19 protein-coding genes are annotated in these 16056 nt (G+C 46.9%); 8 read left to right on the top strand and 11 right to left on the bottom strand.

Going from position 1 to position 16056, the window contains the following annotated elements; genetic code table 11:
* The first annotated feature begins 202 nt into the window (after positions 1 to 202).
* The 3 genes from AC0J20_RS09260 to AC0J20_RS09250 all read left to right on the top strand — a co-directional run bounded on the left by AC0J20_RS09260 (position 203) and on the right by AC0J20_RS09250 (position 4205).
* Positions 203 to 1747 carry a trehalase family glycosidase gene (locus AC0J20_RS09260; protein ID WP_473021456.1) on the top strand — a complete coding sequence of 515 codons (1545 nt, stop codon included), beginning with the start codon at positions 203 to 205 and terminating at the stop codon, positions 1745 to 1747.
* A gap of 104 nt (positions 1748 to 1851) precedes the next feature.
* Positions 1852 to 2853 (top strand): LacI family DNA-binding transcriptional regulator, encoded by a 1002-nt coding sequence (locus AC0J20_RS09255; protein ID WP_229530833.1) that lies wholly within the window; start codon positions 1852 to 1854, stop codon positions 2851 to 2853.
* A gap of 101 nt (positions 2854 to 2954) precedes the next feature.
* The gene (locus tag AC0J20_RS09250) at positions 2955 to 4205 is read left to right on the top strand and encodes an MFS transporter (protein ID WP_473021455.1); all 1251 of its coding nucleotides are present in this window, start codon (positions 2955 to 2957) and stop codon (positions 4203 to 4205) included.
* Here AC0J20_RS09250 and AC0J20_RS09245 read toward each other — a convergent pair.
* The 8 genes from AC0J20_RS09245 to aroQ all read right to left on the bottom strand — a co-directional run bounded on the left by AC0J20_RS09245 (position 4195) and on the right by aroQ (position 9608).
* A complete protein-coding gene (locus AC0J20_RS09245) occupies positions 4195 to 4611 on the bottom strand; it encodes a DUF6010 family protein (RefSeq protein ID WP_473021454.1) in 417 nt (138 codons plus the stop codon). The genes AC0J20_RS09250 and AC0J20_RS09245 overlap by 11 nt on opposite strands.
* A 152-nt stretch (positions 4612 to 4763) precedes the next feature.
* Positions 4764 to 5144, bottom strand: a complete 381-nt coding sequence (locus AC0J20_RS09240) for a VOC family protein (protein ID WP_473021453.1) — start codon at positions 5142 to 5144, stop codon at positions 4764 to 4766.
* Positions 5145 to 5297: 153 nt separating this feature from the next.
* Complete coding sequence (locus AC0J20_RS09235) at positions 5298 to 5855, bottom strand: hypothetical protein (RefSeq protein WP_473021452.1); 558 nt, start codon at positions 5853 to 5855, stop codon at positions 5298 to 5300.
* Between the two features lie 185 nt (positions 5856 to 6040).
* Positions 6041 to 6880, bottom strand: coding sequence for an MBL fold metallo-hydrolase (locus AC0J20_RS09230; RefSeq protein ID WP_473021451.1), 840 nt, complete (start codon positions 6878 to 6880; stop codon positions 6041 to 6043).
* A 19-nt stretch (positions 6881 to 6899) separates the two neighbouring features.
* Entirely contained in the window at positions 6900 to 7229 is a 330-nt protein-coding gene (locus tag AC0J20_RS09225; RefSeq protein WP_473021450.1) for a DMT family transporter, read from the bottom strand.
* Positions 7230 to 7316: 87 nt separating this feature from the next.
* On the bottom strand, positions 7317 to 8666 hold the full coding sequence (accC, locus tag AC0J20_RS09220) for an acetyl-CoA carboxylase biotin carboxylase subunit (RefSeq protein WP_229530826.1): 1350 nt from the start codon (positions 8664 to 8666) through the stop codon (positions 7317 to 7319).
* Positions 8667 to 8677: 11 nt separating this feature from the next.
* The gene (accB, locus tag AC0J20_RS09215; protein ID WP_229530825.1) at positions 8678 to 9130 is read right to left on the bottom strand and encodes an acetyl-CoA carboxylase biotin carboxyl carrier protein; all 453 of its coding nucleotides are present in this window, start codon (positions 9128 to 9130) and stop codon (positions 8678 to 8680) included.
* A gap of 34 nt (positions 9131 to 9164) precedes the next feature.
* Positions 9165 to 9608 (bottom strand): type II 3-dehydroquinate dehydratase, encoded by a 444-nt coding sequence (gene aroQ / locus AC0J20_RS09210; protein WP_473021449.1) that lies wholly within the window; start codon positions 9606 to 9608, stop codon positions 9165 to 9167.
* A 338-nt stretch (positions 9609 to 9946) separates the two neighbouring features.
* On the opposite strand from aroQ, the gene upp reads away from it, so the two are divergent.
* Genes upp through AC0J20_RS09195 form a run of 3 tightly spaced genes read left to right on the top strand, consistent with a single transcriptional unit; the run spans position 9947 to position 11266 of the window.
* On the top strand, positions 9947 to 10576 hold the full coding sequence (gene upp / locus AC0J20_RS09205) for a uracil phosphoribosyltransferase (protein ID WP_473021448.1): 630 nt from the start codon (positions 9947 to 9949) through the stop codon (positions 10574 to 10576).
* An 18-nt stretch (positions 10577 to 10594) separates the two neighbouring features.
* Positions 10595 to 10840, top strand: coding sequence for a hypothetical protein (locus AC0J20_RS09200; RefSeq protein WP_229530823.1), 246 nt, complete (start codon positions 10595 to 10597; stop codon positions 10838 to 10840).
* A complete protein-coding gene (locus AC0J20_RS09195; protein ID WP_229530822.1) occupies positions 10841 to 11266 on the top strand; it encodes a hypothetical protein in 426 nt (141 codons plus the stop codon).
* A gap of 136 nt (positions 11267 to 11402) precedes the next feature.
* Here AC0J20_RS09195 and AC0J20_RS09190 read toward each other — a convergent pair whose 3' ends face one another.
* The gene (locus tag AC0J20_RS09190) at positions 11403 to 13229 is read right to left on the bottom strand and encodes a protein-disulfide reductase DsbD (RefSeq protein ID WP_473021447.1); all 1827 of its coding nucleotides are present in this window, start codon (positions 13227 to 13229) and stop codon (positions 11403 to 11405) included.
* Positions 13226 to 13543 (bottom strand): divalent-cation tolerance protein CutA, encoded by a 318-nt coding sequence (gene cutA, locus AC0J20_RS09185; protein WP_229530821.1) that lies wholly within the window; start codon positions 13541 to 13543, stop codon positions 13226 to 13228. The genes AC0J20_RS09190 and cutA overlap by 4 nt, the downstream gene beginning before the upstream one ends.
* A 148-nt stretch (positions 13544 to 13691) precedes the next feature.
* Between cutA and AC0J20_RS09180 the strand changes: the two genes are divergently transcribed.
* Both AC0J20_RS09180 and AC0J20_RS09175 read left to right on the top strand, forming a co-directional pair.
* On the top strand, positions 13692 to 14183 hold the full coding sequence (locus tag AC0J20_RS09180; RefSeq protein WP_377306615.1) for an FxsA family protein: 492 nt from the start codon (positions 13692 to 13694) through the stop codon (positions 14181 to 14183).
* 93 nt (positions 14184 to 14276) lie between these two features.
* Positions 14277 to 15113: a type 2 periplasmic-binding domain-containing protein gene (locus tag AC0J20_RS09175; RefSeq protein WP_229530819.1), complete on the top strand. Its 837-nt coding sequence runs from the start codon at positions 14277 to 14279 to the stop codon at positions 15111 to 15113.
* A 13-nt stretch (positions 15114 to 15126) separates the two neighbouring features.
* On the opposite strand, the gene AC0J20_RS09170 is transcribed toward AC0J20_RS09175, so the two are convergent.
* Positions 15127 to 15993: an MBL fold metallo-hydrolase gene (locus AC0J20_RS09170; protein ID WP_473021446.1), complete on the bottom strand. Its 867-nt coding sequence runs from the start codon at positions 15991 to 15993 to the stop codon at positions 15127 to 15129.
* Positions 15994 to 16056 lie beyond the last annotated feature (63 nt).

The following is a 16056-nucleotide window of genomic DNA, read 5'->3' as shown; positions in this document are numbered from 1 at the left end:
CTGCTCCCAGATGTTACTTAATTGTTAATTTAGGATCTATTGCAATCGATTGCAAGTATTTTTTGCAAACGATTGCATTTTAAGATTTTAGCAGTACACTGCAATCAAGATGATATGATTTTAAAGGGGGATACGGGCGACCGGACCAAACGCCATGTAGATAAATGGCTGGTCACAAGTGCAAAAGGCGTCCAGAGTTGTTATGGAAATGTTAGAAAAAACAAATACATCCAACGCGTTTTTAAACAGTGAGTTATTCACTGCGGTGCAGTCATCAGAATTGTTTCCTGACAGTAAAACGTTTGCCGATGCCATCCCCAAATTACCATTCGCTGAAATCGAAAATAACTGGGTTAAGCAATCCCGGTCGGCGCATTTCAAACTGGCGGATTTTGTTGCCGAGCATTTTAATGTGCCGCTCGCCAATAACGAAACCCTGCGGCCCGATACACAGCAAGATGCCCTGAATTATATTCAGGCTATGTGGCCTAAATTGCACCGCCACCCGGATGCACAAACTCATAGTACCCTGATCCCTTTGCCGCACTCTTATGTGATACCCGGCGGACGGTTTCAGGAGATTTACTACTGGGATTCCTATTTTACTGCTCTGGGTTTATGTCACGACGGGCATCATCAATGGGTACTGGATATGTTTCTTAATTTTCAGTATCTGTTACAGGACAATGGTTGTATCCCCAATGGCAATCGCGATTATTATCGGGGACGTACCCAGCCTCCAATAATGGCCTTGTTGCTGGATTTATTGTTAAGCAATAAAACACAGCTACCGGCAGTGCAGCAAGCTGACTTCCTGACAAAAGCAGTGGACAGCCTGGAACAGGAATACCGGTACTGGATGCAGGGTGCAGATGCCCTTTCTCCACAGAACCGGCAAAATCACCGCTGCGTTTTAATGTCCGATGGTGCTGTGCTGAATCGCTATTGGGATGAGCACACCGGCCCCAGACCCGAGTCCTGGCGGGAAGATTTAGAACTGGCATCGGCACTCCCCGAAACTGTCCGTAGCAGCTGCTACACCCACATTCGCGCGGCCTGTGAATCCGGATGGGACTTCAGTTCCCGATGGCTGGCAGAGCCGGATAAACTGGAAACAATTCGCACCGCAGACATAGTTCCGGTGGATTTGAACTGTTTGTTGTGGCAATTGGAAACCAGCCTTGCCCACTACAGCACGTTACTCGCCGAAGAACACAAAGCCAGCCAGTACAAACAAGCGGCACAACAACGCGCCAGAGCTATTCAGCGCTGGTTCTGGCAGGAAAGTCAGGGATTCTATATGGATTATGCCATCGTAGAAGACAGGGCATCACAGGTGTTTTCACTGGCCGGTGTACTGCCGCTGTTTGTGGGTATTGCAACAACAGATCAGGCCCGGCAGGTAGCCAACAAACTGCGCGGCGAGTTTCTGAACTCTGGTGGCCTGGTCACCACCTTAACCAGTACTCCACAGCAATGGGACAGCCCCAATGGCTGGGCTCCGCTGCAGTGGTTTTCGGTGATTGCGATGGAAAATTACGGTGAGCAAACTCTCGCCAATGAAATCATGGACGCCTGGCTTGGCAATGTCGAGCTCTGCCTGGCAACGCACGGCTGTATGCTGGAAAAATACGACGTAGTTCAACCGGGCACCGTTGCCGGAGGTGGCGAATATCAGGTGCAAACGGGGTTCGGCTGGACCAATGGTGTATCCCGTGCCTTTTATAAAAAGCGCCATCAGCGCTAATTGGCGGTTGGATTTTTGAGTGGATTGTTGTTACATATAGTCTTTTACAGTCCACAGGGCGCAAACAGGTTTGTGTCTTTAGTATTCACCAGGTCACCGGATTAATGACAAAAAAAGCCAGCACCCTCACGGATGTCGCCCGCATCGCCGGCGTTTCTGAATCTACCGTATCCAGAGCCCTTAATGACAGCCACCTGGTCAGCGAGAAAACCCGTAAGCGCATAAAGCAAATCGCGGCAGATATGGGTTTTAAAATTAACACGCTGGCCCGAAATTTACGTACTCAAAAATCCTATACCATCGCCGTTGTACTGGTTGTGAGTTCAGAAGAAGACCAGTCCGCCAGCGATCCTTTCTTACTCAGTCTGGTGGGCGTCATTGCCGATGAGCTTAGCAAGCGCAATTATGATTTGTTGCTCTCTTCCCATCCAGGGAAATCACTGGAAAAGGTGCCGGAGCTGGTCAGTCAGAAAAAAGCCGACGGCGTGATCTTATTTGGCCAGGGCGACGACATTGCCCACTTCACCGAGGTGGTCAAGCCTGAGTTACCGGCGATCGTCTGGGGGCAAGTGGCCCCCGATTCGGGTTACGTCACCGTGGGTACAGACAATTACCAGGGTGGCTTGCTGGCGACCCAACATTTGCTGCAAACCGGGCGCAAAAATATCTGCTTTGCCGGACATTTGTCCTATGAAACCGCGCAGCGCTACCAGGGTTACCAGCAAGCGATCCGCGACGCCGGCAAACAATACAGTCACCACCTGGATGTGCACTTTAGTTTCTCAGATGCTTACGCCATCACTCAATCGCTGTTACAGGACGAGCAATTTCATTACGATGCCATCGTTGCAGCCAGTGACACCATTGCCCTGGGCATGATGAAAGCCCTGAGCGAAGCGGGCAAGCACATTCCGCAAGATGTGGCTTTTGTAGGCTATGACGATATCTCAGTATCGACCTATACAACCCCGTCCCTGTCTACCATTCGCCAGGACACCCGCAAAGGCGGCGAAAAATTAGTAGAGCTGTTATTTGAACGCCTTGAGGGTAAGTCGGCGGAATCTTTCCTGCTGGATACGCAATTGATAAAACGCAGTAGTAGCTGAACCGGGCAATTTTCAACGTTAACATCAAAATAACAATTGCAATCGATTGCAATTCAGAAATTCTCATGTAATGATTAAGCGGGATTTCTGGAGAAGCAACTATGGTAAAAGCCACCACCACTGAATCTAAACATCTGGTGTTTTTGAGTCTGATTTGTACCTACGTGGTGTTTGCCATTTTGCTCAACAGTGTGGGCACGGTTATCCTGCAGTCCATTGAATCCTTTAATGTCTCTAAAACTCAGGCCAGTACCCTTGAGGGCTTTAAAGATTTACCCATCGCAATCGTCTCCTTTTTACTGGCCTCCTGGTTGCCGCGTTTCGGATTTAAACGAGCTTTGCTTACCGGCCTGACTATCGTCACTCTCAGTTCAGTGCTCATGCCATTAGTGGGTAACTTTCTGATGACTAAGTTGTTGTTTTTGTCCGTCGGGGTCAGCTTCGCATTGGTGAAGGTTTCGGTTTATTCCAGTATCGGCCTGATCGCTGATGACGCCCGCCAACACGCCGCAAAAATGAACCTGCTGGAAGGCTGCTTTATGGTGGGTGTATTGTCCGGTTACTGGATATTCAGCTTTTTTATTAATCCTGACAACCCCGCGTCGCCGGAGTGGCTCAATGTCTACTGGCTGGTGGCAATACTCTGTGCCATTGCACTTTTTGTGGTTCTTATCTCGGACTTTCCGGCACCGGAGGTCACCACCACAGAATCCAGTTTTGACAGTTTTAAAGCCATGCTGTCGCTGGTGTGGTTACCCTTCGTCGTCATGTTTGTTTGCTGCGCCTTCTTCTATGTATTGATCGAACAGGGACTCGGCACCTGGTTGCCCACCTTCAACAAAGACGTGTTGGGACTGAGTAACAATATCAGTGTTCAGATCACCAGCATTTTTGCTGCCTCACTCGCTCTGGGACGCCTTTCAGCGGGCGTTATTCTGAATAAAGTTGACTGGTTTGTGTTTCTACTGATCTGCGTTATTGCCATGGCAGCACTATTATTACTGACCATTCCACTGACACTGCAGGAACGCCCTGACGCCGCGATAACCAGCTGGCAGGCAGTGCCTTTCGCCGCCTGGTTGCTGCCTCTCATCGGCCTGTTTATGGCCCCAATTTACCCGGCGATTAACTCAGTGGTACTCAGCGCTCTGCCCAAAGCACAACACGCCAGTATGACCGGCTTAATTGTGATCTTCTCTGCTCTGGGCGGTACCTTTGGCAGCCTGGTCACCGGTACTGTTTTCGATTTGTTCGACGGCCAAACCGCCTTTTACACTATGCTGGTGCCTATGGCGATTTTATTGCTCAGCCTGGTGTTTTATCGTCGCGCCCTGTCTAAAACTATGAATTGATCGCCATTGGCTGTTTTTCCAGGCTTCTTTTCAGCAAATAAGCAGCCAGTACAACATCAAATGAAATGCACGCCCAGGCGTACCAGGCAGGCGCAATGTGTGCTCCCGGGCCAAATAAATGCAGTGCAGCATCCCAGGCAGGATGCAGTAACCAGCCAATGGCCAGCCAAACGAGTCCGCGCTGCAAAGCCAACCAGTAGAAAGCGCTATATAAAAGAACCCCAACAAACTCGGTTGCCAGCCACTTAGTATCCCCCCAGATAATTGCAAAACCGATATAAATAAGCGCAGCAATCACCAGGCTACTTCCCATAATATGAACTAACCTTTTACCACGCAGCTTTCGCGTAATAAAAATAAGTGGGCTTACCAGCAACAATCCCAGAAACAACCAAAGCAAAATCATCTTACTTTTCCTAAATTAAACTCAATAATACACCGGTCTATTGTCGTAGGATTCTGTGACAACCTGGTTACCAGTAAAACCGGGGGGATTGGAAATACACTGTCAGTCAGGCCTTTGCAAATGCTTGCTGTTTAGTGCTACCTGAGCGGGTTTTATTCAGTCCCGTTGGGATTAAAATGAAAGTTGAGCTTATTGCCATCCAGATCCCGAATATAAGCACAATAGAAACCACCGGAACGAATACCAGGTGCGCCTTCATCGGAGGCGCCAATTTCCAGGGCTTTGTAATACAGCGATTCAACCTGTGCTTGTGATGCTGCCTGAAACGCGATCATGGTGCCATTACCGGCTGTGGCCTGTTGACCATTTTCGGGGTTCAGCAAGGTAAATATGACAGGCGCGTCGTCTTTTGCCCATGCAATGCAGTTTGCCTGGTCGTATACTCTTTTGGCACCTAAAATGGCAAATAGCTGATCGTAAAAGATGCCGCCGTTTAGGACATCATTTGTCCCTAACGTGATGTATCCAATCATAGTGTTGCTCCTGGTTTTCCTGACCTATTAATGGCTAGTAAAGATAATGCCTGAGGGCGGCCAGGCTTCCAACCAATCTTATACCATTCCAGGCACTGCGATAGCCAATATCCACACAAGCCAGCAACAACTGTTAATTAGTTTAATTTTGACTTACCGGGTTTCGTCTATACACCTGGCGTAATCATGTTTGGCCATAGGATCTGCAGAAAATCTGTTATTTTTTTTGATTCTGTCGCATATATCTTCATCATAAGCAGCCTGGATAAATTGCCAAAAATCAAAGTCAGTCGGAGACCGTTCAATAGCACAGTTCTTCGACCCAATAGCCGACTGTAACCACATATACCTGACAACTTCACTGTTCGCCCTGTTGTAAGCACTAAAGCTATTTTCTGAATCAAGAATACGAGACTTGATTTCAATCTGATGTTCTTCGGTTTTCAGACACATCATATGCTCCACCATATTCGCAAAACTCTGTGCTCGCTTTATGCCTTTAGTTTCTATAAAACGCGACAGAAAAAATGCGTAATAACTCAAATGGGTCTGTTCTGTGATATCAGACGTGAAACTCGCTATTTCACGATCGACATCGTCTCTGATGCCATTTCCGTTTACGTCATTGATGTCTCTTTGATAGCTATCGGGTTGGGCCAGCGTAAATAGTGGAAGGGTTAGTAAGAGGATGAGGTACCGTAATCGGCTCATTGCATGATTCTCCTTTTGTCAACGTTCTGTCCTTGGTAAAGCCCCTATCAATGCAGGTGCTTTTTTTAACCATTATAATCATCACATACGCTGAAAACAAGAAACGGACCATCTCCGTCTAACCGGGAAAAAAGAAGTGATGCAGCTCTACTCTGTCACTTGTGGGGAACCTGATTGCTCACCGATTACTGCACCTTATTTAGGGCCTGCGCCTGTTGCTGCTCGATAAATTGGAGGAAGTTTTCCCGATCAACAAACGGATTCTTCAAATCATTGGTGTTAATCGCCGTACGGGATTTAAATAAATGATTTTTATGGGGATGATTTGCAAGGTTGACGGTTACCACAGGACTTTCAGCGCTGAGTGTTTTTATGCGTGACATGCTGGCTATAAACAGTTTGGTCAGTTGTTTATTTTGAAGATTTGCGCTGTGCCCACCGGTGACAAATGCGCGGTACAATTGCCCTCGATGCCTTGCCATAAAATCAATCGACATATCCCCCTGTGTATGACCGGGGGTAAGGTAAAACTTAAACCTTGTATTGCCAATAAGCAGGCTCATTTCATCCTTTACAAATGATAACACTTCAGGCGGCCTGAACTTCTTCTCACCGCGGCTTTGTTCAGCTTGTTGCAGAGCCAGTGCATAACCCTGCTCGGAAATAATGACCTCAGCAGCGTATAACTCCTGTAAATAGCTGGCACCAGCCACATGATCTGAGTGACCATGGGTCACCAGAATGTGGCTCACCCGTGCCCCCTGTAAACCTAACTTTTTAAGATTGACAGGTAGCCATTGGCTATAGGGAAACTCCAGCGTATCAATGATGATCAGTCCGGTAGAGGTTGTCACCGCGTAGGAAGAAACCCATTTATCACCAATGTAATAGACATTATCGAACATCTGGAAAGGTTCGATGTAGCCATTGTCCTCGTGCATATCCGGAATTTTTGCTGCGCCATAGCCGACCATAGTGAGCCACAAAAGGACGATTATCCTTAACCTGAATATCACGGTAGCCATAGCTTTTACTTATTCAGCCTCAATGGCTCACCGAATTTGAAAATACATTCATCACAACCACACCGCTGATGATCAATATAATCCCCACAATGGCCGCTAAATCCAGTTTCTGACCAAACAAAATCAATCCGGCGATGGAGATTAATACAATGCCAAGCCCCGACCAGATGGCGTAGGCGATGCCAATAGGGATAGTCTTTAATACCAGTGATAAGCAATAAAATGCGATACCAAACCCGATCACCACCACAGCAGAGGGGATAGATTTAGAAAACCCTTCAGAGGCCTTCAGGGCGCTGGTAGCGATTACCTCTGCGACAATTGCAATTGCTAAATACAAATAGGCCATTAACTTCTCCGGAAAATCTATAAGAACTTATTCACACAAACAAAAACGGGCCATCCGGCCCGTTTTGAATCGCTTATAAAGGTTGCCTTAATGGCCGCCAATCCCCAGCTTTTTCTCCAGGTAATGAATGTTGGTACCACCGGCACCAAAGCTTTCATCTGCCATGATTTTTTTCTGAAGTGGAATGTTGGTTTTGATTCCTTCCACTACCAGTTCGTCCAGTGCATGACGCATTCTGGCGATGGCCACATCACGACTTTCGCCGTAGGTGATCAGTTTACCGATCATGGAGTCATAGTTAGGCGGTACTGAATAGCCCGCGTAAATGTGGGAATCCCAACGCACCCCTAAACCACCTGGCGAATGGAACATATCTATTGCGCCTGGAGAAGGAATAAAGGTATTCGGATCTTCAGCGTTGATACGACACTCAATGGCGTGACCTTTGATGTTGATTTGCGACTGGTCAATAGACAGCGGTAAACCACCGGCAATACGCAGTTGCTGTTTGATCAAATCAACGCCGGTGATCATTTCTGAAACCGGGTGCTCCACCTGAATACGGGTATTCATTTCGATGAAGTAGAATTCGCCGTTTTCGTACAGAAACTCAAAAGTACCGGCACCGCGATAGCCGATTTCCACACAGGCACGGCAACAACGCTCACCGATTTTGGCGCGCATTTCAGGGGTAATTCCTGGCGCAGGTGCTTCTTCCACGACTTTCTGGTGACGACGCTGCATAGAACAGTCCCGCTCACCTAAGTGGATTGCATTACCCTGACCATCGGCCAGTACCTGAATCTCAACGTGACGTGGGTTTTCCAGGAATTTCTCCATGTAAACCACATCGTTGTTAAAGGCCGCTTTGGCTTCCGCCTTGGTAGTTGCAATGGCGTTGATCAGCTCACCTTCAGAGCGCACCACCCGCATACCACGACCACCACCACCACCGGCAGCTTTAACAATTATGGGGTAACCGATGCGTCGGGCGTGAGCTTTGTTCGCATCCTGGTCGTCCGTTAATGGCCCATCAGAACCCGGAACACAGGGAACACCGGCCTTTTTCATGGCATTGATGGCTGACACTTTGTCACCCATCAGACGAATAGTGTCGCCTTTGGGACCAATGAAAATAAAGCCGCTTTGCTCAACCTGATCAGCAAAATCAGCGTTTTCCGCCAAAAAACCGTATCCCGGGTGAATAGCAATTGAGTTAGTGACTTCTGCGGCGGCGATAATGGCAGGAATGTTCAGGTAGCTTTCCTGAGCTGCTGCCTTTCCGATACAGATAGACTCATCGGCCAGCAATACATGCTTTAAATTTCGGTCAACCGTCGAGTGTACTGCCACTGTTTTAATGCCCAGCTCTTTACAAGCCCGCAATACTCTCAGTGCAATCTCACCCCGGTTGGCGATAAGAACTTTATCCAACATGAGCTTGCCTCTTATTCGATGATAAACAGAGGCTGATCGAATTCTACAGGCTCTTCATTTTCCACCAGGATTTGCTTAACCACACCCGACTTATCGGCTTCGATCTGGTTCATCATCTTCATGGCTTCAACGATACACAAGGTATCACCCACAGATACGCTTTGCCCTACTTCAACAAACGCTGGCGTACCAGGTGAAGAAGAACGGTAGAAGGTACCCACCATTGGGGAGCGAACCGTATGGCCTGTTGGGGCTGCGGGTGCAGCTGGCTCACTGGCGGCAGGCGCAGCCGGTGCAGCAACTGGGGCATGGGCCATCGGTTGAGCCATAGGAGCCGCCATATAAGCGCCACCACTGTGACCGCGATTGATGCGTACAGATTCTTCACCTTCAGTAATTTCCAATTCAGCAATACCGGACTCTTCCACCAGCTCAATCAGTTTTTTAACTTTACGTATATCCATTGTTGACTCTCTATGTAATCAATTTAATTGTTTGTTATGAATGTTGCGCATTGCCATGGCGCAATGCCGCTTGTAGGGCGAAGTGGTATCCCTGTTCACCCAAACCGCAGATCACGCCTTGTGCGACATCAGCCAGATAAGAATGATGACGAAAAGGCTCGCGGGCATGGACGTTAGACAGGTGTACTTCGATAAAAGGTACAGACACACTTAACAGCGCATCGCGCAGCGCGACGCTGGTATGGGTAAAAGCACCAGGGTTGATAATGATAAAATCGGTTTTGCCGAAACCGGCGTGAATTTTGTCAATCAACTCATGCTCAGCATTGGATTGCAGGTGCGCTAAAATGGCACCGTTGTCGCTGGCAACCTGTTGTAAACCCTGCACAATATCAGACAAGGTGCGATGGCCGTAAACTTCCGGCTCGCGCTTACCTAACATGTTTAAATTGGGACCGTTAAGCAATAGTATGTTCAAAGTAATTTTTTCTTAGTTTGCTGCGAATACTGAATTTATAGACTAAAAATCATCAAACGTCGTCGAAAACACTTAATATTTAACAGTATGAAACAATTATGTCAGACACAACATAAAAACAGGTTAAATAATGAGCGATCAGTTTCGCAATATCCTATAATTCGCTCCATTATAGGTAAAATTGCAGAAAAGGCAGCATTTTACTGGTCTAATCTGCGAAGATTAGCGCATTTTCTTAGCAAGTCATTTCTTTTTGAAGACAATTTAATGACATTTCAAAAGCAACAGAATCGGTTTAAAGTACACTTATAAAAATCCAGACAACGGAAAACAACACTATGCCAGTCCATTACATTAAACACCCCCTTATCGAGCATAAAATTGGTTTAATGCGAACCAAAGACATCAGCACCAAAAACTTTCGGGAACTGGCCGGAGAAATAGGCGGTTTGCTGACTTATGAAGCCACCCGTAATCTGCCCACAGAAAACGCCGAAATTACCGGCTGGAACGGCGAACCAATCCAGGTACAACAAATTCACGGCAAGAAAATCACCCTGGTGCCGATTTTGCGGGCCGGTTTAGGCATGCTGGATGGGGTAATGAACCTGGTGCCCACGGCGAAAATCAGTGTGGTGGGTTTTTACCGTGACGAGGAAACCCTGCAACCGGTTCCCTACTTCGACAAAGTTATTGAAGATGTTGAGCAACGCACCGCACTTATTTTAGATCCCATGTTGGCCACCGGCGGTACTATGAATGCCACCATCGACCTGCTCAAAAACAAAGGCTGTACTTCTATCGCCTGTCTGGTGTTACTGGCAGCACCTGAGGGTATCTATAATGTTCGACAGATCCACGACGATGTTGACATTTATACCGCCGCCATAGACGAGCGTTTAAATGATAACGGCTATATTTTGCCAGGCCTTGGCGATGCCGGTGATAAGATATTTGGCACCAAGTAAACACAATCGGATAAGCGGATGAATAACGACAAGTTGCAACTGGAAATCGAAGGACAAAACGTCGCCGTATTGTCCTGCAGAGCTTATGAAGAGTTACTTAAACTCGAACTGCCCAACGATGCGATCAGCAGCGTATTTCATGTAAAGGACAGTCCACGCTACCAGATCAATATGGGAAACTCAGTGGCAGGCTATTATAAAATATTGTCTGCCCGTCCATTGGCAAACCAGAGCAGCACACTGTTGTCGCTGCACAAACAATAAATGACGACAGATTTATTCCTGCTGCCGGTTGCGGCCTCGGTTTGTCTGATTATGGCACTGCTGGAGGCCTGGTTGTTGACTGCCGCCCGCTACCTGAAATGGCGCTGGGTAAAAAAGGTATTTCCTAATTACCGGGATCTGGTGCGTTCTCACATCGATTATCTGATCATGTCTGCCATAATCTTTGTGGTTTTTCTGGTGCTGCTGCAGTTACAAATCAATCCTCCATCACTCATTTTATGGCTGACCCTGATTGGTGCCATCTACAACCCGTTTGGCTTTATTCTGCAGGCCATAAAACCAGATATTGTCGGTGAAGACACCTTATCTAAAGTCGGCGTAGTGATTGGTTTTCTGCCATTGAGTATCGGCTTGGGATGGTGTGTAGTAACCATACTGGTCGCCAGCGTTTACCGACTGACTTAAATTAATAGTGTCTCGGAAATAGCAAAGCGGGCAGAACAGCTTTATTTAAACAGGGTGGCGTGTCATACAGAGATTTGTGAATTGACCACTGGCGAGTCGCCCCGCCAGTATCTCCTGCAAGTCAAATAGTTATGAGCTACAGCGCATTGCGCACATGCGCTTCAAATTTATCGGCCTTCATAAAACCAGTAACTCTGGCGCTGTCCAGCTCATTGCCCTGCTCATCAAAAAATAAGATGGTGGGTAGCCCTAAAATGGCAAAGTTTTCCTGAAATTCCAGAGATTGCGGTGTGTTGTCGGTCAAATCAATTTGCATCCACACGGTATTCGACAGGGCATCCTGTACTCCGGCATCGGTAAAGGTGTACTTCTCAAACTCTTTACAGGCCACACACCAGTCGGCGTATAAGTCGATCATCACAGATTTACCTTGCTGATTGGCTTGCGTCAGCCTGGCTTCGAAGTCGGCCAGGTCTTTCACAATCAGAAACTCGGGATGGGCTTTGGCTGCAGTCGCCGTCCCGTCGGAATGATTAACTAAGCCCGTTGCCAGCTGGATTTGTTGCCATCCCCACAGCGCAGATGCAAACAAACCCAGGAAAATCACCACAGTTCGCACACCTTTCCAGAAGCTTGCTGTACTGTTTTGATTCATCACATAAAAGTAGCCAAACATGGCTAATCCCACCGCAGCCCAGGCCAGGTTGGTCCAGAGATTTTCTATCATGCGCTCCAGGAATAATAACGCGACGGCCAGCATCATAAAGCCAAAAGCGACTTTCACAATGTTCATCCAGTTGCCGGCTTTAGGCAGCAACTTACCACCGGTTACAGCGAAGATAATCAACGGGATGCCCATGCCAATGCTCAGAGCGTATAGTGCCGTAAAACCCAGTAACAAATCGCCACTTTGGGCAATAAACAGCAATATGCCGGTCAGCGGTGCAGTAGTACAGGGGGAAGCCACCAGCCCGGAAATTGCGCCCATAATAAACACGCCCACAAAGCTGCCGCCTTTTTGCTGAGCGCTCATGCTATTCAGTTTTACCTGCCAGCTTGAAGGCAGTTGCAGTTCATATGCACCAAACATCACCAGTGCCAATGCGGTAAAGATGACGGTGAAAGTTATTAAAATCCAGTCTGCCTGCAGTGCCGCCTGAAACTGCACACCGGCACTGGCTACCGCCAGCCCGATCAGGGAATAAGTAATGGCCATACCCTGAACATAAAAGAATGATAATGTCAGCACCCTGGAAGTTTTAACCTGTTTTCCCTGCCCCACCACAATACTGGAAATAATGGGATACATAGGAAACACACAAGGGGTAAAGGCCAGCGCCGCACCCAGCAGCACAAAAAGCAGTAATGTCATTGCCAGTGGTTGCTCGCCGGATAACATGGCTTGTAGTTCAAATTGCTCAGATACGGAACCAGTTTCAGACTCCATAGCTTCAGAAGTTTGAGCCGCTTTATCCAGTTCGGCATCACCAGCAACCGCACTCAGATAGACCACTTTAGTGGTGGGTGGATAACACAAACCGGCTTCTGCACAGCCCTGATAACGGACCTTGAACACCCCGTCCTGTTTGGCATATTGAATATCGTGTCGAATTTCTAACTGTTCAAAATACACATCGGATATGCCAAAGTACTCATCTTCGATTTGCTGATGTTCAGTAACAAACACGGCATCAGCTACGGTGACGTCCCTGGCAACGTATTTATATTGCTTTTTATACAGGTAGTAGCCCTCGGCAATCTGCCAGCTTAATATCAGCTGCTCATCTTGTTGATCAAACTCAAAGATAAAGGCTTCATCGACGGGCAAAAACTCGGGCTCTTCAGAGAATAAATCGTCTACCTGAGTATCAAATTGCAGGGCCTGGGAGGGTTGCAACCAGGACAGCTGCAACACCATTAAAATGACTGAAAAAATTAAAACAAACTGCTTGTTATTGCTCATTTAACCGTACTTTTTATCCACTTTTCATATTCATCACCTGCAGCATCGGCATTTAACACAATCCACTCAGGAACATCATAGGGATGCGTTTTAAAGACCAGTTTCTGCAAGGCAGCCACAGCCTCTTTATGAGTTTTAAGTACCAGTTGGCACTCAGAATTTTGCTGTACCTTACCCTGCCAACGATATACCGACAAAATCCCGGGCACAATGTTCACGCAGGCCGCCAGGTTCGCCTCAATGGCTTTGCAGGCAATGTCGCGTGCATGGGATTTATCAGGACAAGTACACAAAACAACACATAAATCTGACATAATAGCTCCTAAAGACCTGTACTCCTGAGATCATATTTCATGCTCAAGAAAAAACAGGGATACAAACTTGGTTACATAACATAGCATTGAGTTTTTATTCAGAGCCTCAATGTCTATAGGGATAAAGCGTAGGCCAAAAGAGACGAACGTGTTTGCAAAACTTTTCATATTATTCGCGATTTTACCCATTATTGAAATAGCCTTGCTGATCAATGTTGGAGAAATAATTGGTGGCTGGAATACCGTCGCCATAGTTATTATCACAGCCTTTTTGGGTGCCCACCTGGTGCGTCAGGAAGGAATACAAACCCTGACGAACGCTCAACTCAAAATGCGCAGTGGTGAAATGCCCGGCCAGGAAATGGCGGAAGGTTTGCTATTGTTAGTTGCGGGTGTGTTGCTGGTAACGCCAGGATTTATTACTGATGCCATCGGGTTTCTGTTTGCCACACCGTTCACCCGCCCGCTCATTGCAAGGTATCTGATGGCGAATCTGGGTCATCGGGTGGTCATGCACAGCGCCGGGGGTTTTCAGCAGGCGCAGTTTCAGCAACATCAACAAACTCAGTCCCGCTATCAGTCATCCAAACCGCAAGATCCAACGGTGATCGAAGGCGAATATCAGCGCAAAGACGATTAGAAACTCATGTGCCTTGTACTAAAGTACCAATGAAAAATCATTGAAACTGGTCTTTAATTAGCACTATGAAAAGACCAAATATTTTACCCTGACATGCGTCGCTATTTCGCACTGTTCTTTGTGCTGATGGTCAATAGTGCCATCGCCGAAGAACTATTCCTTACCTATCCTCATCAATCATTTTCTGACGGATACCCGCTGGCGTTGCTAAAAATGGCCCTCAAAAAGGGACAACCGGATAACCAATATCACCTCACTGAATCCGGCATAAAGATTCAACAGGGGCGCGCACTGGTGCTGTTATCGCAAGATATTGAATTGGATGTGGCCTGGAGCATGACTTCCATTGAACGAGAAAAAAAGCTTCGGGCCATCAAAATCCCCATTTATAAAGGCTTGTTTGGCTATCGCATATTTTTAATTTCTGCTCAAAACCAACATCGTTTCAGCAAAGACATGTCACTGTCAGGGTTACAACAAGAACGCCTGGCTGTGCAGGGTCACGACTGGCCAGATATCAAAGTGCTGCAACACAATGGATTCAGGGTAGAAGGCGTTGAGATCTACGACGCCATGTTTGAACTGGTGGAAAAAGGTCGGGCCGACTACTTCCCGCGCTCAATACTGGAAGTGTGGGGAGAGGCCCAACAGCACCAGCAACACGGCCTGGTAGTGGAACAACAGCTGGCATTTGCCTACCCTGCCTACATCTTCTTTTTCGTACACAAAAACAACCGGGCACTGGCCGAGACAATCGAAAAAGGCATTCTGGCCAGTATTGACGATGGTTCTTTTGATATTTTATTCGATACAATTGAAAACGGCGCCATCGAAAGAGCCAACCTCAATAACCGCAAGATTATCCCACTACACAATCGCACCGTGAACAGCAAAGGGGTTTACCCCTGGCCGTCATTGTCACAGCAGTGAATTTTAATAATCTCTAGCTTTCATCTACGATTCCCAACACATCTTTGACGAAATGTATGATATATGGGCTGAGCCTTTCGTAATCATTTAGCGGTTTCAGTAAGTTGTGAATATCCTGACTTTCGGCAATTTTTGTCGGTTTAAGTCCTGACTTATGAAGCGATTTAACTTTTTCTACAAATAGTCCGTAGATTGCCATCAACTCTCCCATATCCGCTTTGTTGCCAAACTCCTCTGCCGTCCAGTTTCCTGGGTAATAAATGGTTTCTTCGTCTCCCTGAGCCAGGATCAAATCTAACGCTGCGATATGCTCATCGGGACCGTTGGGGCCAGAATAGACAATCCAGTCAAAACTTAACGCGTCACCTGCGAAAATGACATTGCTATTTTCAAGTTTGACCATGACATGATCAGTAGTGTGAGCTTTGGTTGGAATAACCCAAAGTTGCTCTGTGCCTACATCCAACCGATAGGGTTTATCCACTAATATCCTGTTTTCAAACACATTCGGGATAAGGTTTTTATGAGCGATGAATGTTGCGCCACGCTCTACAAAATATCTGCTGCCATAATATTGGTAGTAGTCGCCATCAATACTAATGACATGTCGGATGGGTTTATCAGTTACCTTTTTAATAAGCTTTTCAACGTGGGGAGAGAACTCTTTCATCATGGTAGTGATGAGTACAACACTGTGTTCTCCGACTACGGCAGCAAAATTGATTGATGCATCGCCATAGTCCTGAGTCATCACATACAAGCTTTCATTCACTTTTTTAGTCTTGAAGAGACTTAAATCCAGGTCAGAAGCAGAGACAGAAGATACAATGATATATAGAAATACCAGGACGGTTGTGGCGATTTTAAATTTGAGCTTCATTGTTAGTTAGTCCATTTTTTTGTTCTAAAAGCGGAACAAAAATGTACTAGAAGAATGTCGAGC

This window comes from Planctobacterium sp. R6 (assembly GCF_055755215.1).
This window is presented reverse-complemented; position numbering and strand designations above follow the sequence as displayed.